General features: G+C 69.4%; 18 protein-coding genes and 2 tRNA genes. 13 read left to right on the top strand and 7 right to left on the bottom strand.

The window, feature by feature from the left end:
• The 5 genes from K1T34_RS04150 to K1T34_RS04130 are packed head-to-tail and all read left to right on the top strand — an operon-like array spanning position 1 to position 4,713.
• On the top strand, positions 1–1,080 hold the full coding sequence (locus K1T34_RS04150) for a DUF916 domain-containing protein (protein ID WP_220242971.1): 1,080 nt from the start codon (positions 1–3) through the stop codon (positions 1,078–1,080).
• On the top strand, positions 1,064–1,795 hold the full coding sequence (locus K1T34_RS04145; protein WP_220242970.1) for a hypothetical protein: 732 nt from the start codon (positions 1,064–1,066) through the stop codon (positions 1,793–1,795). Before K1T34_RS04150 ends, K1T34_RS04145 begins: the two co-directional genes overlap by 17 nt.
• A 38-nt stretch (positions 1,796–1,833) precedes the next feature.
• Entirely contained in the window at positions 1,834–3,018 is a 1,185-nt protein-coding gene (locus K1T34_RS53080; RefSeq protein WP_255638296.1) for a hypothetical protein, read from the top strand.
• Positions 3,012–3,899 (top strand): class E sortase, encoded by an 888-nt coding sequence (locus K1T34_RS04135; protein ID WP_220242969.1) that lies wholly within the window; start codon positions 3,012–3,014, stop codon positions 3,897–3,899. Before K1T34_RS53080 ends, K1T34_RS04135 begins: the two co-directional genes overlap by 7 nt.
• Positions 3,900–3,909: 10 nt before the next feature.
• Entirely contained in the window at positions 3,910–4,713 is an 804-nt protein-coding gene (locus tag K1T34_RS04130) for a phosphate ABC transporter ATP-binding protein (protein ID WP_220242968.1), read from the top strand.
• A 3-nt stretch (positions 4,714–4,716) separates the two neighbouring features.
• Here K1T34_RS04130 and K1T34_RS04125 read toward each other — a convergent pair whose 3' ends face one another.
• From K1T34_RS04125 to K1T34_RS04115, 3 genes are all read right to left on the bottom strand, one after another.
• Positions 4,717–5,211 (bottom strand): cupin domain-containing protein, encoded by a 495-nt coding sequence (locus K1T34_RS04125; RefSeq protein WP_220242967.1) that lies wholly within the window; start codon positions 5,209–5,211, stop codon positions 4,717–4,719.
• A gap of 440 nt (positions 5,212–5,651) precedes the next feature.
• Positions 5,652–6,548 (bottom strand): phosphotransferase, encoded by an 897-nt coding sequence (locus K1T34_RS04120; RefSeq protein ID WP_220242966.1) that lies wholly within the window; start codon positions 6,546–6,548, stop codon positions 5,652–5,654.
• Positions 6,549–7,275: 727 nt separating this feature from the next.
• Complete coding sequence (locus K1T34_RS04115) at positions 7,276–7,797, bottom strand: hypothetical protein (RefSeq protein ID WP_220242965.1); 522 nt, start codon at positions 7,795–7,797, stop codon at positions 7,276–7,278.
• A 300-nt stretch (positions 7,798–8,097) separates the two neighbouring features.
• Here K1T34_RS04115 and K1T34_RS53075 point away from each other — a divergent pair, with 300 nt between their 5' ends.
• The 4 genes from K1T34_RS53075 (at position 8,098) to K1T34_RS04095 (ending at position 11,461) form a co-directional block, all read left to right on the top strand.
• Positions 8,098–8,856, top strand: a complete 759-nt coding sequence (locus tag K1T34_RS53075) for an amidase family protein (RefSeq protein ID WP_255638295.1) — start codon at positions 8,098–8,100, stop codon at positions 8,854–8,856.
• Entirely contained in the window at positions 8,744–9,589 is an 846-nt protein-coding gene (locus K1T34_RS04105; RefSeq protein WP_255638727.1) for an AraC family transcriptional regulator, read from the top strand. Before K1T34_RS53075 ends, K1T34_RS04105 begins: the two co-directional genes overlap by 113 nt.
• A gap of 74 nt (positions 9,590–9,663) precedes the next feature.
• A complete protein-coding gene (locus tag K1T34_RS04100; protein ID WP_255638294.1) occupies positions 9,664–10,194 on the top strand; it encodes a nitroreductase/quinone reductase family protein in 531 nt (176 codons plus the stop codon).
• A gap of 238 nt (positions 10,195–10,432) precedes the next feature.
• Entirely contained in the window at positions 10,433–11,461 is a 1,029-nt protein-coding gene (locus tag K1T34_RS04095; RefSeq protein ID WP_220242963.1) for an aldo/keto reductase, read from the top strand.
• A 207-nt stretch (positions 11,462–11,668) separates the two neighbouring features.
• On the opposite strand, the gene K1T34_RS04090 is transcribed toward K1T34_RS04095, so the two are convergent.
• The 3 genes from K1T34_RS04090 to K1T34_RS04080 all read right to left on the bottom strand — a co-directional run bounded on the left by K1T34_RS04090 (position 11,669) and on the right by K1T34_RS04080 (position 12,462).
• Positions 11,669–11,920: a hypothetical protein gene (locus K1T34_RS04090; RefSeq protein ID WP_220242962.1), complete on the bottom strand. Its 252-nt coding sequence runs from the start codon at positions 11,918–11,920 to the stop codon at positions 11,669–11,671.
• Positions 11,921–11,926: 6 nt separating this feature from the next.
• Positions 11,927–12,283, bottom strand: a complete 357-nt coding sequence (locus K1T34_RS04085; RefSeq protein WP_220242961.1) for a hypothetical protein — start codon at positions 12,281–12,283, stop codon at positions 11,927–11,929.
• 102 nt (positions 12,284–12,385) lie between these two features.
• Positions 12,386–12,462: transfer RNA gene (locus tag K1T34_RS04080), tRNA-Pro, on the bottom strand.
• 121 nt (positions 12,463–12,583) lie between these two features.
• Between K1T34_RS04080 and K1T34_RS04075 the strand changes: the two genes are divergently transcribed.
• A tRNA-Gly gene (locus tag K1T34_RS04075) sits at positions 12,584–12,657 on the top strand.
• Here K1T34_RS04075 and K1T34_RS04070 read toward each other — a convergent pair.
• The gene (locus K1T34_RS04070) at positions 12,609–17,330 is read right to left on the bottom strand and encodes a HAMP domain-containing protein (RefSeq protein ID WP_220246985.1); all 4,722 of its coding nucleotides are present in this window, start codon (positions 17,328–17,330) and stop codon (positions 12,609–12,611) included. The genes K1T34_RS04075 and K1T34_RS04070 overlap by 49 nt on opposite strands.
• Positions 17,331–17,484: 154 nt before the next feature.
• On the opposite strand from K1T34_RS04070, the gene K1T34_RS04065 reads away from it, so the two are divergent.
• From K1T34_RS04065 to K1T34_RS04055, 3 genes are all read left to right on the top strand, one after another.
• Positions 17,485–19,026, top strand: a complete 1,542-nt coding sequence (locus tag K1T34_RS04065) for a PP2C family protein-serine/threonine phosphatase (protein WP_220242960.1) — start codon at positions 17,485–17,487, stop codon at positions 19,024–19,026.
• A gap of 60 nt (positions 19,027–19,086) precedes the next feature.
• Positions 19,087–19,647, top strand: coding sequence for a type 1 glutamine amidotransferase domain-containing protein (locus K1T34_RS04060; protein WP_220242959.1), 561 nt, complete (start codon positions 19,087–19,089; stop codon positions 19,645–19,647).
• Positions 19,648–19,971: 324 nt separating this feature from the next.
• Complete coding sequence (locus K1T34_RS04055) at positions 19,972–21,075, top strand: hypothetical protein (RefSeq protein ID WP_220242958.1); 1,104 nt, start codon at positions 19,972–19,974, stop codon at positions 21,073–21,075.
• The last annotated feature ends 39 nt before the right edge of the window (positions 21,076–21,114 follow it).

Below are 21,114 nucleotides of genomic sequence, written 5' to 3'. Positions count from 1 at the left end.
ATGCGCCTCGTGGCACTGGCCGCCGCGCTCCTGCTGGGTTTCGCGCCCGCAGCCACCGCCTCCGCCGCTCCCGCCGCCGAGGTGCACCCGTCTTCGCACCCCGTGGCCCAGGGCGCTCTTCTGCCGGCCGCTCAGCCGCCCGCGGGGGACCAGCGTGTGACGTTCGGCGTCCGTCCTGCCACCGCGAAGGCGCCGGACAACCGCCCGAGTTTCGGTTACGGTGCCACGCCCGGCGCCGTCGTCAAGGACTACGTCGCCGTCTCCAACGTCGGCACCACACCGGTGACGCTGAAGATCTACGCGAGCGACGCGTTCAACACCCCGGAGGGCGGGTTCGACCTGCTCGCCGCCGGCAAGAAGTCGGTGGACGCCGGGGCCTGGACCAAACCCGCGCAGACCAGCGTTTCCCTCAAGCCGCGCTCGGTCTCGATCGTTCCCTTCAGCCTGACCATCCCCGTGAACGCGACCCCCGGTGACCACGCGGCGGGCATCGTCGCCGCGCTGACCACCGAGCAGACGGGCGCGAACGGGCAGCGGGTCTCGGTCGAGCAACGCGTCGGTGCGCGCATCTACCTGCGCGTGACCGGGCAGCTCACGCCGCGGCTCGCGATCACCGGCCTCACCGGCACCTACGACCCGACGCCGTTCGGCCGCGGCGACGCGACCGTGAGCTACACCGTGCGCAACACCGGCAACACCCGCCTTTCGGGCACACAGCGCGTGGGCGTGAGCACGCCGTGGGGGACCACTGTGGACAGTGCGGCGCTGCCGCCGATCCCGGAGCTGTTGCCGGGCGGGCTGTTCAAGGTGACCACGAAGGTCTCCGGCCTGCTGCCCGCCGGTTGGCTGGACGCGACCGTGCACGTCGACCCGCACCCCGTGGCCGGGTTCACCGATCCGGTGGAGCCGGTCGAGGAGACCCTGACGCTGAGCGCCGTGCCGTGGGCGTTCCTCGGGATCCTCTCGGCCCTGATCCTCGGCGTGCTCGGCGTGGTGGCCACCCGGCGCAGGCGTCGACGCGGTGGCACGACCGAAGCCCCGCCCGCGGAGGAGGTGGCCGAACATGCGGCTGCGCACTGAGCTCCTCCTGGTGGCGGGTGGGCTGGTCCTGTTCGCCGCGCCCGCGCAGGCGGCGCCGATCGGCGGCCTGGTCGTGACCCCCGGTGAGGGCCAGGACGCGTCCTCGATCCGCATGCACACCAGTGCCGGCTGCCCGGCCGACGCCGACGCGTACTACGCGAACCTGCGCGGCAAGGGCATGCCCGCGGCCGGGCAAGTGGTCGTCGCGAACACCGACGTCGGGATGTCGCACACCGGCGGCTTCGACGTGTTCCTCGCCCAGACGCTCAAGGACTACGCGAAGGACAACGGAACCACGCTCTCGGGCACCTACGACGTGACGCTGTACTGCATCGACTCGTTCAGCCAGGAGAGCAAGGGCGAGTTCACCGCGGAGCTGAAGTTCGAGAGCGCCGTGAAGTACGCGGCGCTCGGCGCGGCGAAGGGCCCGAACCGGGCGCCGGAGACCACGTCCTCGGCGCCGCCGCCTTCGCGTGCGGTTCCGCCGACGTGGGCCGTCCCGGCCCAGCCCGGCGCGGGTTCGACCCCGGTCACGCTCCCCGGATCCGGCAGCAGCGGTGGGCCGACGACCATCGCTCCGGCACCGGAAAACGTTGCCGCGAAGGCGGAATCTTCGCCGACGCTGATCGGCGCGTTCGCCCTCGTGGCGGGCGTGGGCCTGGTGGTCGCCGCGGTGGCGCTCGCCGCGTGGGTGGTGCGCCGGCGTGCCCGGTGAAGTGCGGTTGTCCCCTGAACAGCGGAAGGAAAGCTTTCATGCGTAAGCGTCAGCTCATCGTGGCGGGCGCCTCGGTGGCCGCGGCGGCGATCGTCGTGGTCACCCTGGTGACCTCCACCGCCTCGGCCGCGCTGCCCCCGCCGGGCAGCCTCGGCACCCTCACCCTCGAACCGCCCACGGGCACCGGGAACACGGCGCCGGTCGTGCGGACGTCGCAGGGTTGCACCCCGGACTCCGACTCCTACATCGCCCACGTCTTCGGGCCCGGTGGGTTCGCGCCCGGGCTGGTGGCGACGTTCGGCCTGCAGGACGTGGACTTCTCGACCACGCAGCCGTTCCCGGTGCAGTTCACCAAGGGCATGACCGACATCGCGACGGACAACCAGACCGAGGTCGTCGCCGGCACCTACGTGGTTCAGGTGTCCTGTATGGACTCGTTCTCGCAGACGCCGACCGGCACGTTCACGACGAACATGTACTTCACGGACCCGACGCACTACCAGTCGACCGATCCGAGCGGGCCGCCCGTGTCGACGACGCCGACCACGCCGACGTCGGTGAGCACCTCGCAGCCGACCTCGACCACGACCACCACGTCGACGTCCACGACCACCACGGGCACCACGACGTCCACGGGCACCACGACGGCCACGCCGACGTCGACGGCCACTCCGTCCACTTCGGAAACATCGGACACCCCGACCTCGACCTCGTCGACGGCCACCACGTCGGACACGCCGACATCGACCACGACCACCACCGGCACCACGACGACGGGCACCACGACCACCACCGGCACATCCACGTCGACCTCGACCACGACGACCCGCACGTCGACCACGACCTCGAGCCCGGTGTCGACCACCACCACTCCGCACACGACGACGCCCACCCCGACGAGCACGAGCACCACCCCGACCGGCACGTCCACGACGACGTCCTCGGGCACGGTCTCCAACACCGAGACCACCGACTCCTCGTCGAGCTCGGCGACGTCCACAAGCGACACTTCGGCGACCGTTACGGCCGGGGACACCAGCACTCCCGGCTCCGGCGGCGGTACGGGCGAGAACGTCGGCACCTCCGTGCCGGGCCGTACGCTGGCCTACACCGGCGTCGACCTCGGGTTCTTGATCCTCGCCGCGGCCGTGCTGATCGGGCTGGGCGCCGTGGCGCTCATCGTGGTCCGCCGTCGCAGGGCGGACGCCCGCCGCACATGGTGACCATCGAGACGGGCACCGCCGCACCGCCGACGGGGAAACCCGCGGCGGTGTGGGTGACCGGGCAGGCGCTGTCGATCGTCGGCGCGCTGATGCTGTGCCTGGTCGTGCAGATCGCCGTGATCGGGCAGCTGGCGCACAACCGCGACCAGGACCGGGCGTACGCGGCGTTCCGCGACCAGCTCGCCAACGCGACCGCGCCGGCCGGCGGCTACGACCCCGGCGGGCACCCGCTCGAGCCGGGGACTCCGGTGGCGGTGCTGACGGTGCCGCGGATCGGTGTGCGCGAGGTCGTCGGCGAGGGGTCCACGTCGGAGGTCCTGAAGTCCGGGCCGGGGCACCGCCGCGACACGGTGCTGCCGGGCCAGGCGGGCACGAGCGTGGTGCTCGGCCGGCGCGCGGGGTACGGCGCGCCGTTCCTCGACATCGGCAAGCTCAAACGCGGTGACCTGATCAGCGTCACCACCGGGCAGGGCAAGCACGAGTACGAGGTGCTGGGCGTGCGCCACAGCGGCGACCCGCAGCCGGCCCCGCCCGCGCAGGGCCAGGGCCGGCTGACGCTCGTCACCGCCGACGGCCCGCCCGGCCTGCCCGCCGACGTCCTGCGCGTGGATGCGCGTCTGCTCACCCCGGCCGTCGGGATCGGGGGTGTGGTGCCGGCGTCGGCGATGAGCGAGTCGGAGCAGGCGCTGTCGGGCGACCCGGCGGCGATGGTGCCGCTCGTGCTGTGGGGGCTGCTGCTCGTGGTGAGCGCGGCCGGAGTCGTGTACGTCCACCAACGCGTCGGCAAGTGGCATTCGTGGGTGATCGGGGTGCCGCTGCTCGGCGCGCTCGGCGTCACGGTGGCCGACCAGGCGGCTTCGCTGCTGCCGAACCTGTTGTGAGGAGACCAGGATGACCATGCTGCTGCCGTCGGTCGAGGAGACCACGTCGATCGAGGCGCGCGCGGTGTCCGCGTGGTTCGGCGACCGGAAGGTGCTCGACCGCGTGTCGCTGACCATGCCCGCGCGGTCCGTCACCGCGCTGATCGGCCCGTCGGGGTGCGGGAAGTCGACGTTCCTGCGCATCCTCAACCGCATGCACGAGCTCGTGCCGAGCGCCACGCTCGCCGGCGAGGTCCTCCTCGGGGGCGACGACATCTACGACCCGTCGTGGAAGCTCACCGACGCGCGCCGCCACATCGGCATGGTGTTCCAGAAGCCCAACCCGTTCCCGGCGATGTCCATCTTCGACAACGTCACCGCGGGCCTGAAACTCACGGGCACCAAGGTGCGCGGCTCCGAAAAGGACGATCTCGTCGCCGAGTGCCTCATCAAGGCCGGCCTGTGGAAAGAGGTCCGCGACCGCCTCCGCCAACCGGGCGGCGCGCTGTCGGGCGGGCAGCAGCAGCGCTTGTGCATCGCGCGCGCCCTCGCGGTCCGCCCGAAGGTCCTGCTCATGGACGAGCCCTGCTCGGCGCTGGACCCCACTTCGACGCGCCGCATCGAGCAGACGATCGAGGACCTCAGCGGCGAGGTGACCATCGTGATCGTCACCCACAACATGCAGCAGGCCCAACGGGTTTCCGCGCAGTGCGCCTTCTTCCTCGCCGAAGAGGGCGCCCCTGGCGGCATCGTGGAGGCCGGCCCGACCACCACGATCTTCGAGTCCCCGCACGACGACCGCACCGCCGACTACGTCCACGGCCGCTTCGGCTGAGCGTCAGTTGTCACCGTTGAGGATCACCGTCGGCGGCGTCCCCTTCGCCTTCACGTAGAACACGGCCAGCTTCGCCGGCTCCGTCGCACTCGCGTTGCGACTCACGACGTGCACATCGGTGGGGGACTCGTAGAACACGCCACCCGTGGGGACGGTCTGCAGCTTGCCGCCCTTCACTTGCGTGACAACACTTCCCTCGAGGACGTAGACGAACAGGTCGCAGTTGTGCCGGTGCACCTGGGAGGCTTCCCCGGGCGCGAAGTCGACGATCTCGATCATGCCCTCCTTGCCGGCGATGTCGGGCAGGCTCTGCGTCATGAGCCGGGTGACGGCTCCGGCTTTCGTCTGGTGACCGTCCGGGCTGGCGCTGTGGGGGTCGGTGCTTTGGGGGCTGCTGCTCGATGCCGGTGCCATGTCGGCCGCTTCGCCGGCACTGCACGCCGCGACGCTGCCCAGTGCCAGCAGGGAAACCAGCGCTGCCTTGATCGTCTTGTTCATGTCTTGCACTCCCACCCGGTAGTTGATCTCCCTCTCGACGTTAAGGTCGGGATGGCACCGGAACGCGGGTCACTTCAGGCCAAGATCATTGGGCCACTTTCACGGCGAGGGCCACACCGTGGCGTCGACCAGCCGCCCGCCCTCCGCGTCAGACGGTCTCGCGGACGATTGGTCGCCAGGGCGCCGGGAAGATCAGGCGAAGGACCCTGCTCGACCCGAAGGCGAGTTCGATCAGCCCCTGGCATGCGGCTGCGTGGTGGCGTCAGCGACTGCATGAACGGTAGAACGGTCACCCCTGAGTGACGACGATCGTCGTGCGGACATCTCGAGACGACCAGGTTGTTGTCCCGCCGCGACTGCACACGCCTACGATCTGCTGCGGTGACGGGCTGCCACATGGCCCTCGACCAGGATCGAGAACAGGTTCGAAGCAGCGTGCATCAAACGCCCTTCAGAACACGATCAAGTGCCGCCCGGCCTGCAGGTCCCCAGTGAGGTTTGCCGCCGGGGAGGCCTCGATCTCCGTTCTGCCCCATGAGCATCAGGAAGAGGCTCTTCATGGCGGCCAGCCCGCGGGCGCGCCGGATCGCCGCCTCATCTGCGCGCGCGTACGTGTCGAAGAACCGTGCGGCCGTGCCCGCGGGTAGCAGCACCCATGCGGCGGCGAGGTCCCACGCCGGATCGCCGGCGAACATGTCACCGAAGTCGACGATGCCCGAGAGCGTTCCGTCCGAGACGACGACGTTCGCGGGATGGAGGTCGCCGTGCACCCACACCGGCGGGCCCTCCCACGCGTGGGCTGCAACGGCGTCGGCCCAGACGGCCCGGACGTCTGCAGCGATGTCGTCGGGAGCAACGGCCTGGAGGAAGTTCTCGAAGCCGCCCGTGCAGTTCCGGGGATGGGCTCCGCGGTCTGCGGCGATCGGTGCCTCGGTAGGTGCCTCCACGTGGAGCGCCTGGAGGAAGCCCGCCAGCGTGTCGGCCGCATGGGCGCCGCGGCTGATCGTGGCGTGGTCCAGCGGCTCGCCGGGAACCCACGTCATCACGGTCCAGTGCTTGGGGAAGCGCTCGGACGGCGCGCCGAACCGCGCCGGGGTCGGCACCGGGAGCGGCAGGAGCGGGGCCAACACGGGTAGCCATCGCCGCTCCTTGAGCTGGAGCTCCGGGGTGGGGTCCATGCGCTGCATGCGCACGGCCAACTCGTCCCCCAGGCGCCACATTTGGTTGCCCCAGCCGCCCGCCACCTCGCGGATGGTCAGCCCTGCAAGGTCTGGATGTTGCTCCTGCAACAGGTCGCGGACCAGGTCTGCGGTGATCTCGATCTCGGAGTCGGTCACGCGAAGTCAGTGTACTGACGCAGCAGGCGGAGTGGCGGATCGGAGGCTTTGCGACGGAACGGCCCCAAAGTTCAGAGAAGCCAGCCATCCAGCGTCGGCTCGAACGCCCACGACCAGCCCGTCCGCGACGCCGGCACCTCCCGAGCCGGCTGCGCCAACGACAACTGCACCGGCGGGCGCGCCGACACCACAGCTACCCCGCACCCACGCGGCGCCGCCGGAACCCACCTGCCCAACAGCCAACGCCGGCGACGAATAGCCCAGGTTCCGCCTCCTGCAGGCGCAGGAATCCGCGAACCCACTCACTTCCGTCCCACTTGAACTCGTAGGCGAGGGTGGAGTGATCGGTACTGCGTACGCCACAGCCGGCGACGGCCTGTCGAGCACGCCGATGCCGACGAGCACGACCAACGGTCACCTTGACGACGGTGCGCGAGAGGGCAGGGTGCGAAACGGCCGAGAGCGAGCAGGCGGCGAAGAAGTGCTTCCGACGCGGGAAGGCCGAGGCCGGTCCGGGCGGCGTGCTTCTCCGGACTGAGACGGAACGTCCTTGATCACTGATGCGCGGGTTCGTCACTGCGGCGGGTCGGTGAGGGCACGTAGGTTCCATGGTTCGCCTGTCGGCGCGGATCTTCCTTCGGACGGGCACACCGGTACCCGTCCTGTTGGGGCAGCCGGTTTGGCCGGCCCTGCCAATGACACTGCTTCAAGCCTGCCGAGCCCTGCGTCACGGTCGCGGCCTCAGTTCTGCCCGGTATTCCTGTCCGCGCTCGTCTGACTGTTTGTAGACGACGTCGGGTGCTTCCGGTGCCGGCCACACGGAAAGCAGGTAGTTCTCGACGGGTTCCTGGATGTTGAGATGGGGGGCGATGTCGCGGCCGCGGGCGTGCACGCGTAGCCGGTAGGTGCCGGGTCCAGTGTGGGCCAGGTCGGAGAATTCCGGAGGGGGATCGGCCGCCAGGTCGTGGGCGATGAGTTCTCCGTCTTCCGACTCGACCGAGACTTCGGCGACGTCGTCCCAGTCGTCGAGCTCGACCGAGTCGGGTGCGGTGTCGAGCAGCTGAACGGTCACAGTGACGGGACCGTCAGTGATGCCGGTGAGGACGAGCGCCCCGTTGAAGTCCGACCCCACGAGACCGTTGACATAGGCAAGCTCCATGTCGGGGCAAGACCCGCTCCAGTCCGTCACGATGAAGTTCGCATAACCAATGTACAGATCAGCGGTCGCCGTCCTCACCGGCTTGTTCATGCGCCTCCCGCGCCCACCCATCGCTACCCCCGCCCACGTAGATCGCTGTTCAGCATCAAACCGCAATGAAGCACGAACGTCGATCTGCCCACGTCTCCGACATCGGCCCACCCATGCGAAGCCGCGTCGCCGCAGCGGCCCACGTCAAGTCCGGTTAACGGTGCTCTGCCCCGGCTGCAATGAGGAGGTCTCCACCTTCGTCTTCCCGTGGGACCTGATCCTGCCCCGGGCGAAGCAGGTGTCGAGCCAGGCCCGCTGATTCCGAGTGTCCGGGCGGGCCGCTATTCCCAGAATGACGCCATGACCATCCGCGGTCGAACGGAGCGTCGCAGTAGGCGGATCGTGCCGCGCCCTGGAGTTCGGTTTGTCCGGAACTGGGCAGACACCGCTCGCCGATCCCACCCACAACCCGTGGAACCCGGACCGAACCTCAGGGGGCCTCCGCAAGCAGCGCCGCGGCGGTCCTGCGGAGGCGGCCCATTCGCGCTCGGCGTTGATGGCGGCGGCTCGGCCCGGGTCCCCGCGAGCTTCTGTGGCGTGTTCGGGGTCAAGCCGACCATGGGACGCGTGCCGCAGTACCCGAGTACCAAGGACGAGCGCTATCCGGGGGTGTCGAGCTGGCAGTCGCTTGATGACGTCGGGCCGATTACTCGGACGGTCGCCGACGCGGCCTTGGTGGGCCTCTACGAGCTTTCGTTCACCTTCCCGTTCACAGGAGGTGTGGGGTGTTCAACGAGGGCAGCCTGGATCGGGACCTTTTGGACTCGATCCGCCTGCCGCCGTGAGACGGCAGTCCCGGGCGTCGTGGGCCCAGAAGCCGGATTCCGCGAGCCCGCTCACGTGCGCGCAGCGGGGTCTTGGGCGGGTTTGTTCTACTGGGGACATGGTTGTAGACGAGTTCCGCGAGCTGTTGGAACAGCACGTTCGACCGGACGGGACCACGGCGATCGAGGGCGTTCGGATCTGCCAAGCCGCTCCGAGTGGTACGCCGGAGACCGGGATGTCGGGCACGGTGCTAGCCGTCATCGCGCAAGGACGAAAGCGACTGGCTCTGGGTGAGCTGATCTACGAATACGGGGTGGGCCAATACCTGATCGCCTCCGTCGATCTTCCGGTGACCGGGCATTTCCTCGGTGAGATGCCGGGCAGCCCTGCGCTCGGGTTCGGGATGACGCTCGAACCCGCCGAGATCGCCGAAATGCTGCTCACGAGTGGGCCCGTGGAGTTGTCACCGTACGCAGAAGCCGCCCGACCGGGCATCGCTGTGAGCGAAGCGCCGGTCGAACTGATGGAAGCGATCGTGCGGCTGTTGCGGCTGTTGGACCGGCCCCAGGACCGGGCGGCGCTCGCCCCACTGGTCAAACGCGAAATCGTGTGGCGTCTGATCACCGGCGACCAAGGCGACGCGGTACGCCAACTCGGTCTCGCCGACAGCGGGTTGTCCCACATTCGACGAGCGGTCCGCTGGATCCGGGAGAACTACGTCCGATCATTCCGCGTCGAGGACCTTGCTCGACTCGCGGGGATGAGCGTGTCCGCGTTCCACCGGAACTTCCGGGAGGTGACCGCGATGACACCCGTCCAGTTCCAGAAACACATCCGGCTGCAAGAGGCGCGGCTACTGCTGGCGCACCATCCCAAGGACGTCACCGCTGTGAGCTACCAGGTCGGCTACAAAAATCCCTCCCAGTTCAGCCGGGAGTACCGGCGCCATTTCGGCGCCCCGCCGAGGGTGGACGCGATGCGACTGAAGGGAGGAGAGGCCCCCGGGCCAGTCCAAGCACTGCCGTGACGATCCCTTCCGTGGCTGGAGAATTGTGCAAGTAAGCAAGAGGATCTCGGTGGCCATCCGACCGGAGCGCTGCTGTGCTGGAGGTGCTGGATCAAGCCACTACGGAGAGAACCGCCATGCACCCTGAAGCCAGGCAGAGCGCACCTGAAGACCGCGGCTACGATTGTGCCGAGGTTGTGCGTGCCCTCGACATAGGACCGAATTCGGGCAGGGCAGAGCGGACGATCGACATCACGACCACGGGTCGGCGGAGCGGACAGCTCCGACGGATCGAGATCTGGTTCCACCACGTCGACGGCCGCTGGTATCTCACGGGCATGCCCGCGGCTCGCAGCTGGTATGCCAACGTGCTCGCCAACCCGCGGTTCACCGTCCACCTCAAACACGGAGTCCAAGCCGACCTGCTGGCGACCGCACTGCCGGTCGACGCGCCGACACGACGACGCGTGATCACCGAGGTGCTCGCACTGCAGAACCGAAGTGATCTCGGCACTCAGCATGCCGGCCGCCAGATTCTCGACGTGTGGCTGGCGCGGAGCCCGCTGGTCGAGATCGTGTTCGACGACGAAAGACTACGCGCGTTATCAGCGACGGATCGCCCTTGAGCGCGACCCTTCCGGCAACGAGTACCGGGCTTGGTCGCCCGGCAGATCCGCGCGGGCGGCCTCGACGGCACAGGGCCGATTTCGAACAAAGATAATTTCGCAACAATTCGCGACGATCTTACCGGCTTAAAGCCGGTGATATTATTTTACCGGAATTGCAGGAAAGTGCAATCGGTTCCGGTCAGGACTTAATGCCGCGACGATTTCATCTTCACGGTCCATTCTAGCAGGGAGAATCATGAAGTACCGCACACTGGGCCGTACCGGAATCCAGGTCAGCACCTACTGTCTGGGCACCATGATGTTCGGGTCCATGGGAAACTCGGACCACGACGAGTCGATCCGGATCATCCACAAGGCGCTGGACGCCGGGATCAACTTCGTCGACACCGCTGACGTGTACTCCCTCGGGGAATCCGAGGAGATCGTCGGAAAGGCGCTCAAGGGCCGCCGCGACGACATCGTGCTCGCCAGCAAGGCGAGCCTGCCGATGAGCGACGATCCCAACCACCGGGGAAATTCCCGACGCTGGCTCACGACCGCGGTCGAGAACTCCCTGCGCCGCCTGCAGACCGACCACCTCGACCTGTATCAGATCCACCGCCCTGACCCCACGACCGACCTCGAGGAAACGCTGTCGACGCTGTCCGACCTGATTCGCAGCGGCAAGGTCCGCGCCATCGGCACGTCATCCTTTCTCGGCTCGGACATCGTCGAGGCGCAATGGGTCGCCGAACGCCGTGGCCTGGAGCGCTTCCGGACCGAGCAACCGCCATACTCGATCATCAACCGGAGTATCGAACGCGAAGTGCTGCCGGTCTGCCGTCAGTACGGCATGGGAACGCTGGTCTGGAGCCCGTTGGGCCAGGGCCTGCTCACCGGGCGGTTCCGCAAAGGCCGGCAGTCCGACAGCCACCGGTCCAGCTTCATGCCGGACCACTTCGAGGCCGACCGCAAGCTCGACGTCGTCGAACAGCTGATCCCGCTCGCCGACAAGGCAGGCCTGCCGATGACCCACCTCGCGATGGCTTTCGCGGTCGCGCATCCCGGCGTCACCTCGGCGATCATCGGACCACGCACCATGGAGCAGTTCGACGACCTGCTGGCCGGTGCTGACGTCACCCTGGACGACGACCTCCTCGATCGGATCGACGCGATCGCCCCGCCCGGCACTGACGCCGGACCCAACGAGGTCGCCTACGTACCGCCGGCCGTCACGACCGTCAGCCTGCGTCGCCGACCGGTCGACGAACGGTCCGCCGCATGACCAACGTCACAGTGGAGACCTTTTGGCGGCCGGCCTGAGGCAGGATCAATTCGAAGATCGTGTCTTGTATGTGCCGATGGTGGCGGTGCGTCCACCCGTTCGGTTGCCCCTGGCCCAGCCGGGCCGGGAGGGTCGCGCCCGAGGTGGTCGCTCGAATAAAGCCAGTCACCCAGCTTGGGCTCTGAACGCCACGTTGCTGTTCGCGATCTACGACGAGATCCGCCGCGGCAACGAGTTGGCCGCCCAGCAAATCGCCGCCTGGCCGTACACGCCGAAGCCCTGCACGACGCCGGCGCGCTCGACCCACACGTGAAGGCGGCGGCCTGCCACGTCGACGCAATCAGCCGCCACCACCCGAAGTAAGTCGCTCCGCCATTTTCCGCCTTTGCCAAGCACGTCAACCCTGCGGTTCTTCAGATCAAGATCGCGTTCCATGTCGATGCTGGCAATCTCGCTCAAGCGGCTTCAGGTGTCCGAGATTATTCGGATAATTGCTTCGTCGCGGCGACTCACGAAGTCGGAATTTTCGAACTGCTTCAAGACCTTCTTCATCAACTCGATGGGGGTGATCGGCGGCTTTTGGGTCGGTACGTAGTCGGCCGGCGTCTCCGGTTCCGGTGGCACCGAGGCGAGCCATGCCTCGGAGTTCTCGACGTCCGGTGGTGCGACAGGGTCGGCGAGCCACAGGTGGAACTTCCTGGCGATGTCCGTGTAGCAGCGGATGGTCCGGGGGCTCTTGTTCTCGGACTCGAGTGACATAGACCACTCGTCGATGAGTGCCTGCCAGGCTGGCGGCGCGGGTGTGAGTTTTCGGTTGCGCATGAACGTGATCCTCAAAGCGAAGTGTCACCGATCGCTGCGCCAACTCCCCGCGGCGGATCCGCCGACGCGAAAAGGGGCTGAACCCGCAGGTCCAGCCCCATCTGGTCGGGATGACAGGATTTGAACCTGCGACCCTTCGCTCCCAAAGCGAATGCGCTACCAAGCTGCGCCACATCCCGATGCCCGCCACCCGCCGAAACCCGAGCCGAGCAGGGGTCCGGAGGGGGTGTGCCGTACCAGCCTAGCCCTCACGCTAAGCTGGGCCAGCCTCCGGGTCCACTGGGTCCCAGTGGGGGCGCTGCGGGTGTAGCTCAATGGTAGAGCCCTAGTCTTCCAAACTAGCTACGCGGGTTCGATTCCCGTCACCCGCTCCATAACCGTTCACCTGCGAAGACGAGGCCGCGTCGGCCTCGAGGCGGGTGGCGATCACGTCCAGGAGCAGGTCGGTGTCCACCGGCTTGGTGATGTAGTCGTCGGCGCCCGAGGCGAGGGTGCGTTCGCGGTCCTCGGCGGTGGCCTTGGCTGTGACGGCAATCACGGGCAGGTCCTCGTGGGCCGCCTCGGCGCGGATGGCCGCGATGGTGGCGTTGCCGTCGAGCTCGGGCATCATGACGTCCATCAGGACCAGCGCGGTGTCCTCGTGGCGCTCAAGGGCGCGGATGCCCGCGACACCCGTGTCGGCGTAGATCACCTCCAGGCCGGCCTGTTCGAGCACCGCCGCGAGAGCGAAGACGTTGCGCAGGTCGTCGTCGACGATCAGGACCTTCTCGCCGTTGAAGCGCTTCGGGGCGCTGTCCGGCTCGGTCACGGTGATGGTGCTCGGCAGGACCGGCAGCTTCGGCGCGGGGCGCACCGGGACGGCGGGCGCGATGAGGTTCGCCGCGCCCACGGGCAGGTACAGCGTGAACGTGCTGCCCTGGCCCGGTTCGCTGTGCACGCGCAGCTCGCCGCCGATGAGTTCCGTGAGCTGCTGGCTGATCGAGAGCCCGAGGCCGGTGCCGCCGTACTTGCGGCTCGTGGTGCCGTCGGCCTGGCGGAACGCGTCGAAGATGATCGCCAGCTTCTCCTCGGGGATCCCGATGCCGGTGTCCTCGACACCGAACGCGATGATCCCCGCCGCCGACTGCAGCGCCTCCCGCTCCACCTCTTCGGCCGACGCCATGCGGATGTGCAGCCGCACGCCGCCCTCGTCGGTGAACTTGGCGGCGTTGGACAGCAAGTTGCGCAGCACCTGCTGCAACCGGTGTTCGTCGGTGTGCACGCTGCCGGGCACGGGTGGGTCGATGAGCACGGCGAACTCCAGGCCCTTGTCCGACGTGAGCGGACGGCACAGGGATTCGACGTAGTTCACGAGCTCCGGCAGCGTCACGTCGGACATCTGCAGGTCCATGCGCCCGGCCTCGACCTTCGCGAGGTCGAGGATGTCGTTGATCAGCTGCTGCAGGTCGCTGCCCGCCGCCCAGATCGTCTTGGCGAACTGGATCTGCTTCTCCGTGAGGTTGCCCTCCGGGTTCTCCGACAGCAGCTTCGCGAGGATCAGCGCGCTGTTGAGCGGGGTCCGCAGCTCGTGCGACATGTTCGCCATGAACTCGGTCTTGTACTGCGACGCCACGGTGAGCTGCCCGGCGCGCTCCTCCAGCTCCTGGCGCGCCTGCTCGATCTCGATGTTCTTGACCTCGATGTCGCGGTTCTGCTGGGCCAGCAGTGCCGCCTTCTCGGCCAGCTCAGTGTTCGATCGCCGCAGCTCGCCCTGCTGCGCCTGCAGCTGCTCCGAGCGCGCCCGCAGTTCCTGCGCCAGCCGCTGCGATTCCGTGAGCAGCGCTTCGGTGCGCGAGTTCGACAGGATCGTGTTCACGTTGACGCCGATGGTGTGGCGCAGCTGCTCCAGCAGATCCAGGTGCACGGCGGAGAACTCGTTGACCGACGCCAGTTCCAGCACGCCGAGCACCTCGCCCTGGAACAGCACGGGCAGCACGATCACGTTCACCGGCGGCGCCGAGCCGAGGCCCGAGGACACCAGCGCGTACTCCGGCGGCGCCTCGCGCACGAGGATCGTCTGCCGGTCGACGGCGGCCTGCCCGATCAGCGACTCGCCGAGCGTGAACCGAAGGCCGGCGCGCGACTGCGCGAGCCCGTACGCGGCGATGCAGTCGAGCACCTTGCGGCCCGGGTCGCTGCCGTCGTCGTGAGCCAGGAAGAACGCGCCCTGCTGCGCGCTCACCAGCGGCGCCAGCTCGGACAGGATCAGTGTGGCCACGGACGCGAGGTCGCGGTGGCCCTGCATCCGCCCGCCGAGGCGCGCGAGGTTGGTCTTCAGCCAGTCCTGCTCGCGGTTCGCCGACGTCGTCGACTTCAGGTTCGCGATCATCTGGTTGATGTTGTCCTTGAGGTCCGCCAGCTCGCCGGACGCGTCCACTGTGATGTGGCGGGTCAGGTCGCCCGCGGTCACGGCCGTGGCGACCTGGCCGATGGCGCGCACCTGGGTGGTGAGGTTGCCGGCCAGCTGGTTCACGCTCTCCGTGAGCCGCTTCCAGGTGCCGGACACGCCCTCGACCTCGGCCTGGCCGCCGAGCTTGCCCTCGGTGCCCACCTCACGCGCCACGCGCGTGACCTCCGAGGCGAACGCCGAGAGCTGGTCGACCATCGTGTTCATCGTGGTCTTGAGCTCGAGGATCTCGCCGCGCGCGTCGACGTCGATCTTGCGCGAGAGGTCCCCTCGCGCGACCGCCGTGGTCACCTGCGAGATGTTGCGCACCTGGCTGGTCAGGTTGTGCGCCATGAAGTTGACGTTCTCGGTCAGGTCCTTCCACGTGCCGGCCACACCCGGCACGCGCGCCTGACCGCCGAGGATGCCTTCTGTGCCGACCTCGCGCGCCACGCGCGTGACCTCGTCGGCGAACGCGCGCAGCGTCTCGACCATGCTGTTCAGCGTGGCCGCGAGCGCCGCGACCTCGCCGGCGGCGTCGATGGAGATCTTCTTCGACAGGTCGCCGTTGGCCACCGCGCTCGCCATGGTGGCGATGCTGCGGACCTGCTCGGTGAGGTTGTCGGCCATGCCGTTGACGTTGTCGGTGAGGTCCTTCCACGTGCCGGCGACGCCGGGCACGCGGGCCTGGCCACCGAGCTTGCCCTCGGTGCCGACCTCGCGGGACACGCGCGTGACCTCGTCGGCGAACGCCGAAAGCTGGTCGACCATCGTGTTCAGCGTGTTCTTGAGCTCCAGGATCTCGCCGCGCGCGTCGACGCTGATCTTCTGCGTCAGGTCGCCCTTCGCCACCGCCGAGGTGACCTGGGAGATGTTCCGCACCTGGTCGGTGAGGTTGTTGGCCATGAAGTTGACGTTGTCCGTCAGGTCCTTCCACGTGCCGGCCACACCCGGCACGGCCGCCTGACCACCCAGCTTCCCCTCGGTGCCGACTTCGCGGGCCACGCGCGTGACCTCGTCGGCGAAGGCGGAGAGCTGGTCGACCATCGTGTTCAGCGTGGTCTTGAGTTCGAGGATCTCGCCCCGGGCGTCCACCGCGATCTTCTTGGTCAGGTCGCCGCGCGCGACGGCCGTGGCGACCTGGGCGATGTTGCGGACCTGCGCGGTGAGGTTGTTGGCCATGAAGTTCACGGACCCGGTCAGGTCGCGCCAGATGCCGGCGACGCCGGGCACCTGCGCCTGGCCGCCCAGCATGCCCTCGGTGCCGACTTCGCGCGCGACACGGGTGACCTCGTCGGCGAAGGCGGAGAGCTGGTCGACCATCGTGTTCATCGTCGTCTTGAGCTCGAGGATCTCGCCGCGCGCGTCGACGGTGATCTTCTGCGTCAGGTCGCCCTTCGCCACGGCGGTGGTCACGTGGGAGATGTTGCGGACCTGGTCGGTGAGGTTGTCGGCCATCTGGTTCACCGAGTCGGTGAGCCCGCGCCACGTGCCGGCCGCGCCGGGGACCTCCGCCTGGCCGCCGAGCCGGCCGTCGCTGCCGACCTCGCGGGCCACGCGGGTGACCTCGTCGGCGAAGGCGGAAAGCTGGTCGACCATGGTGTTCAGCGTGGTCTTGAGCTGCAGGATCTCGCCGCGGGCGTCCACGTCGATCTTCTTCGTCAGGTCGCCCGCCGCCACCGCCGTGGCGACCTGGGAGATGTTGCGGACCTGGTCGGTGAGGTTGTCGGCCATCAGGTTCACCGAGTCGGTGAGGTCGCGCCAGGTGCCGGCCACGCCGGGCACGCGCGCCTGACCGCCGAGGCGGCCTTCGCTGCCGACCTCGCGCGAGACGCGGGTGACCTCGTCGGCGAACGACGAGAGCTGGTCGACCATGGTGTTGATGGTGTTCTTGAGCTCGAGGATCTCGCCCCGGGCGTCCACGTTGATCTTCTGCGTCAGGTCGCCGCGCGCCACGGCCGTGGTGACCTGGGCGATGTTGCGGACCTGCTCGGTGAGGTTGTCGGCGAGGAAGTTCACGGAGTCGGTCAGGTCGCGCCAGGTGCCCGCGACGCCGGGGACCTCGGCCTGACCGCCGAGGCGGCCCTCGCCGGCGATCTCGCGCGAGAGGCGGATCACTTCGGCGGCGAAGCGCGAAAGCTGCGCGAGCAGGCCGTTCACGGTCTTCGCGAGGTCGGCGTACTGGCCCTGCAGCGGTTTGCCGTCCAGCTGCAGCGCCATCGGCTGCGAGAGGTCGCCCTCGGCCACCGCGCCCAGCACCCGATCGAGCTCCACCACGGGCTTGCTGACGTCCTCGATCAGCCCGTTGATCGTCTCGACGGCGGTGGTCCAACCACCGGGGCCGATCTCGGCGCGCACGCGCTCGGTGAGCCGGCCCTCCTGCCCGACGGCGCCGCGCACGCGCATGAGTTCGGTCACGAGCCGCTGGTTGCGCTCGGCGATGTCGTTGAACGCGCCCGCGAGCTGAGCGGCGATCCCGTCGCCGCTCGCCACGAGCCGACGGCGGAAGTTGCCTTCGCCGAGGTCACGGACGGCGGCCAGGAGCCGCTCCAGCGCGGCCGCCTCACCGGCGGCAATGCCGTTTCCTCCGGTGATCTCGTCCCGCTCGGAACCGGTTGTCATGTCTGCCGACCCTCTCCACCACGCGTGTGCCAGCCATGGTCGTCGACCCAGCGTGCCATGGTTCGCCCTACACTTCGAGCCAGTCCGCCCGCTCACGCTGTGCCAACCTTGTACTGACGACAAGTCGGTCGACCCGGAGGCAGGAGGTTCGTGCATGGTGTCACGGCCCGCTCCGGCGTCGGCCCTGCCACCCGGCGCCGCGCTGCCCGAGCACGGGGGTTTCTGGCGTTCGGTGCTCGAAGACGTGCGGGACCCGGTGTTCGTCCAGGACCCGGCCGGAGCCGTGCGCTGGGCCAACGCGGCCGCGCGCACGCTCGCCGCCGAAGGTCCGCCCGTGCTCGTCACCGTGACGGAATCCACCGGCCGCATCGACCTCGGCGACGTCCGCCGCGCCGCGCACCTGCGCCCGCTGCCCGAGGGCTGGCGCGTGTGGACCGTGGTCGACGACAGCCCCCGTCGTCCTGAGGAGTTCCTCGCGGAAGCCGGTCCGAAACTCGCCGCGGCCCGCGGCCGCCACGGCACGGCGCGCGTGATCGCCGAGCTGGCCGCCTCCGCGCTGGGCGACTGCGTGTTCGTGCTGCTGCCCACCACCCGCGGCCGCTGGGAGTGGTGGAGCTGCGAGGACCACGGCGCGCCCGGCCACGGCCGCATCCGGCGGGTGCCGGCTCAGCACGCGCCGGCGGTGGCCGAGACTTTCGCGGCCATCGGGCCGCCCGAGGTGCGCGTGGTACCCGCCGCGGAGGTGGCCACGATGCCGTCGGCGGTGGCCGAGCGGTTCTCCGGCCACGCCGAGGTATCGGCGGTGTCGCTGGGCGTCGACGAGGGCGGCGTCACCGGCGCGGTGCTGATCGGGCGGCGCACGGAACCGGCGTTCGGCGCCGGGCAGCCGCGCGCGATCGAGGCGTTCGCCACGGCCGCGGGCACGGCGCTGGCCAACGCGCAGCGCTACGCGCGTCAGGAAGAAGCGACGCGCGGCCTGGAGACCACGCTGAAGCCGACGCCGCCGGCGGAGGTCGACGGCGCCGACTTCGCGCTCTGGTACGAGCCGGCCGGTGGCGTTCTCGGCGTGGGCGGCGACTTCTACGACGTGACCGCGAGGGAAGACGGCAGCGCGTTCGTGGTCGTCGGCGACATCTGCGGCAAGGGTGCCGAGGCGGCCGCGCTCACGGGCCGCGTGCGGCATTCGCTGGCCGCGCTGCAGCTCGTGGAACGCGATGGGCGCACGATGCTGCGCCTGCTCAACGAACTGCTCATCGCGGGCGGCTCCAACCGCTTCGCGACGCTCGTGCTCGGCTCGGTGGCGCCGACGGACTCGGGTCTCGACGTCACGCTCGCCTCGGGCGGGCATCCGGCGCCGCTCGTGCTGCGCCGCGACGGCGGGGTCGAGGAGGTGAGCGTGCCGGGCACGCTTGTCGGGATCTCGCCGCAGGCCCGCTTCGCCGAGGCGACGGTGCACCTCGACGAGGGCGACGTCTGCCTGCTCTACACCGACGGCGTCACGGAAGCCCGCAACCGCACGGAATCGGCCGAGCTGTTCGGCGACGAGCGGTTCCACTCCGTGCTCGCCGACTGCGTCGGGCTGCCGGCGCACCAGGTCGTGGCGCGGCTGCGCGAGGCCGTGCGCGCGTGGCTGGGCAACTCCGGCCACGACGACATCGCCGTGCTCGCGATCGAAGCCGTGGCGCGCGCGGATTGAGCGGTCCGCCACGTGGGTAGCCGGGGGTCAGTCACTTGGACCCCGGACGGAGGAAACCCGATGGCGAAAGTACTTCAGGGCCGCAAGGTGGCCATCCTGGCGGCCGACGGCGTCGAGCAGGTGGAGCTGGAACAGCCGCGCAAGGCGGTCACCGCCGAAGGCGCGACGGTGGACCTGGTCTCGCTCGCCGACGGCGAGATCCAGGCCATGAACGGCGACATCGACAAGGGCGCCACGTTCCCGGTCGACCGGCTCGTCGCCGACGTCTCCGCCGACGACTACGACGCCCTGCTGCTGCCCGGCGGCACGATGAACCCCGACAACCTGCGCCGCGACCCGGCGGCCGTGCGGTTCGCGGGCGATTTCGTGCGCGCGGGCAAACCCGTCGGCGTGATCTGCCACGGGCCGTGGACGCTCGTGGAGGCCGACGTGGTCCGCGGGCGCACGCTGACCTCGTTTCCCAGCGTGCGCACGGACATCCGCAACGCGGGCGGCACCGTGGTCGACGAAGAAGTCGTGGTGGACAACGGTCTCGTGTCCAGTCGGAACCCCGACGACCTGCCGGCGTTCTGCGCGAAGGTGATCGAGGAGTTCGCCGAGGGGCGCCACCCGGTCGGCTGAGGCTTGCCGCCGAGCCGCGCAAAGCACTGGCGCACTTCCGGTCCACGGGGGACCCTGGTGGGGTCCACGCCGTGCAGTCCGGGAGGAGGTGACGCGATGACAGTGCATTCGAGGCGGTATGGCAGGTGGTGCCGGGACCACTTCGACGCGGCCGCCCCCGCCGGGGACAAGGCTGTGGAGGAGGCTCAGGTTCAGGCGCAGGTTCCCCAGCCTGAACCTCCGGGGCCGCCGGCGCCTCCGTCGCCGCGGAAGCCGAAGGGCTGAATTCCGGGCCGTCCGGGGGAAGGCGGGCAACCTCGGTTAGGGCCGCACGTCCTGCCGATCATGAAACCCACCCGGTGCGCCGCCGTCGTCGCGGCCGCACTCGCCGTGCTGGCCCTCGTCCCCGCCTCCGCCACTGCTGCTCCTGATGTTTCTGCTGTTCCTGCCGGCTTCGCGCCCGCGTCGACGAGCTGGACCGGGCCGGAGCACGGCTTCGTGCTCGGCTACACCGACTGCGGCGAACCGGGCTGGTGCCCGGTCCTGCTCGAGACGACCGACGGCGGCGCGCACTGGCGAAGGCTGGGCGCGCCGCCGATGTCGTTGCCGGACAACCACAACCACGTCCGGCTGGTCGCCGCCAGCGCTCAGCACCTGTACGTCACCGACGGCTCCCGCATCCTCGCCACGCGCGACGGCGGCCGGCACTGGTTCACGGTGCTCGTGGCCGGCGGCGGGCAGCGTTACGTGTCCGTGCTGGCCGAGACGGGCGGCCGGATTTTTGCCGTGGTCACGAGCAACTCCTACGGCAACACCACGTCCGTGTACTCCGGCCTGGCGGGCGCGCCCGTGCTGGCGCCGCTGCCGGGGTTCGAGGTCACGGGCGGCATCACCTACGGCGACCTGGCCACCGGGGGAGGGCTGCAGATCGCGCTGGGCGCCGACTACCGCACCGAGGAGTACTGGACTTCGCGCGACGGAGTGGTGTTCACGCCCGCGTCGCCGCCGTGCCCGTCCGGGACCGCGGCCTCGCTGGGCGGGGTGCGGGCCGGGCAGGTGATCGCGTTGTGCAGCAGCAGCCCGGGTTCGCCGCAGCCGGGTTCGTCGGAGCGGCGGATGTGGCGCGCGCCGAAGCTGGGCGGCACGTTCAGCGGCACGGCCGACGCGCCGGCCGTCGGCATCACGCAGGGCTTCAGCGCCGCGACCGCCGACACCGCGACCGTCGCGGCCGAGGGCGGCGGCGACGGCTTCCTCCACCACACCACCGACGGCGGCCGCACGTGGACCACCACCGTGCTGTCCGATCGTGGCGTCGGACTCTCGGATCTGGCCTTCGTGGGTGACGGCGTCGGAGTGGTCGTCGACGGGCTGCCGGACGCCGAAAGCGGCTCCGCTGTGTATCGGACGACCGACACTGGGAGGACGTGGGTAGAACTCTCGTTCTCCTGAGGATTACTGCAGGTGGAGCAGGCTGTGGGGAGTGGGTTC

Origin of the sequence: Amycolatopsis sp. DSM 110486, assembly GCF_019468465.1 — a bacterium.
Lineage (GTDB): Bacteria > Actinomycetota > Actinomycetes > Mycobacteriales > Pseudonocardiaceae > Amycolatopsis.
The sequence above is the reverse complement of the archived record's forward strand: the minus strand, read 5'-3'. Positions and strand labels throughout refer to the sequence as shown.

Bases quoted from the DNA above. Each gene is read 5' to 3' on its own strand.
- K1T34_RS04150 (WP_220242971.1), top strand. From the start codon at position 1: ATGCGCCTCGTGGCACTGGCCGCCGCGCTCCTGCTGGGTTTCGCGCCC.
- K1T34_RS04145 (WP_220242970.1), top strand. From the start codon at position 1,064: ATGCGGCTGCGCACTGAGCTCCTCCTGGTGGCGGGTGGGCTGGTCCTG.
- K1T34_RS53080 (WP_255638296.1), top strand. From the start codon at position 1,834: ATGCGTAAGCGTCAGCTCATCGTGGCGGGCGCCTCGGTGGCCGCGGCG.
- K1T34_RS04135 (WP_220242969.1), top strand. From the start codon at position 3,012: ATGGTGACCATCGAGACGGGCACCGCCGCACCGCCGACGGGGAAACCC.
- K1T34_RS04130 (WP_220242968.1), top strand. From the start codon at position 3,910: ATGACCATGCTGCTGCCGTCGGTCGAGGAGACCACGTCGATCGAGGCG.
- K1T34_RS04125 (WP_220242967.1), bottom strand. From the start codon at position 5,211: ATGAACAAGACGATCAAGGCAGCGCTGGTTTCCCTGCTGGCACTGGGC.
- K1T34_RS04115 (WP_220242965.1), bottom strand. From the start codon at position 7,797: ATGAACAAGCCGGTGAGGACGGCGACCGCTGATCTGTACATTGGTTAT.
- K1T34_RS53075 (WP_255638295.1), top strand. From the start codon at position 8,098: ATGACCATCCGCGGTCGAACGGAGCGTCGCAGTAGGCGGATCGTGCCG.
- K1T34_RS04095 (WP_220242963.1), top strand. From the start codon at position 10,433: ATGAAGTACCGCACACTGGGCCGTACCGGAATCCAGGTCAGCACCTAC.
- K1T34_RS04085 (WP_220242961.1), bottom strand. From the start codon at position 12,283: ATGCGCAACCGAAAACTCACACCCGCGCCGCCAGCCTGGCAGGCACTC.
- K1T34_RS04070 (WP_220246985.1), bottom strand. From the start codon at position 17,330: ATGACAACCGGTTCCGAGCGGGACGAGATCACCGGAGGAAACGGCATT.
- K1T34_RS04065 (WP_220242960.1), top strand. From the start codon at position 17,485: ATGGTGTCACGGCCCGCTCCGGCGTCGGCCCTGCCACCCGGCGCCGCG.
- K1T34_RS04060 (WP_220242959.1), top strand. From the start codon at position 19,087: ATGGCGAAAGTACTTCAGGGCCGCAAGGTGGCCATCCTGGCGGCCGAC.
- K1T34_RS04055 (WP_220242958.1), top strand. From the start codon at position 19,972: ATGAAACCCACCCGGTGCGCCGCCGTCGTCGCGGCCGCACTCGCCGTG.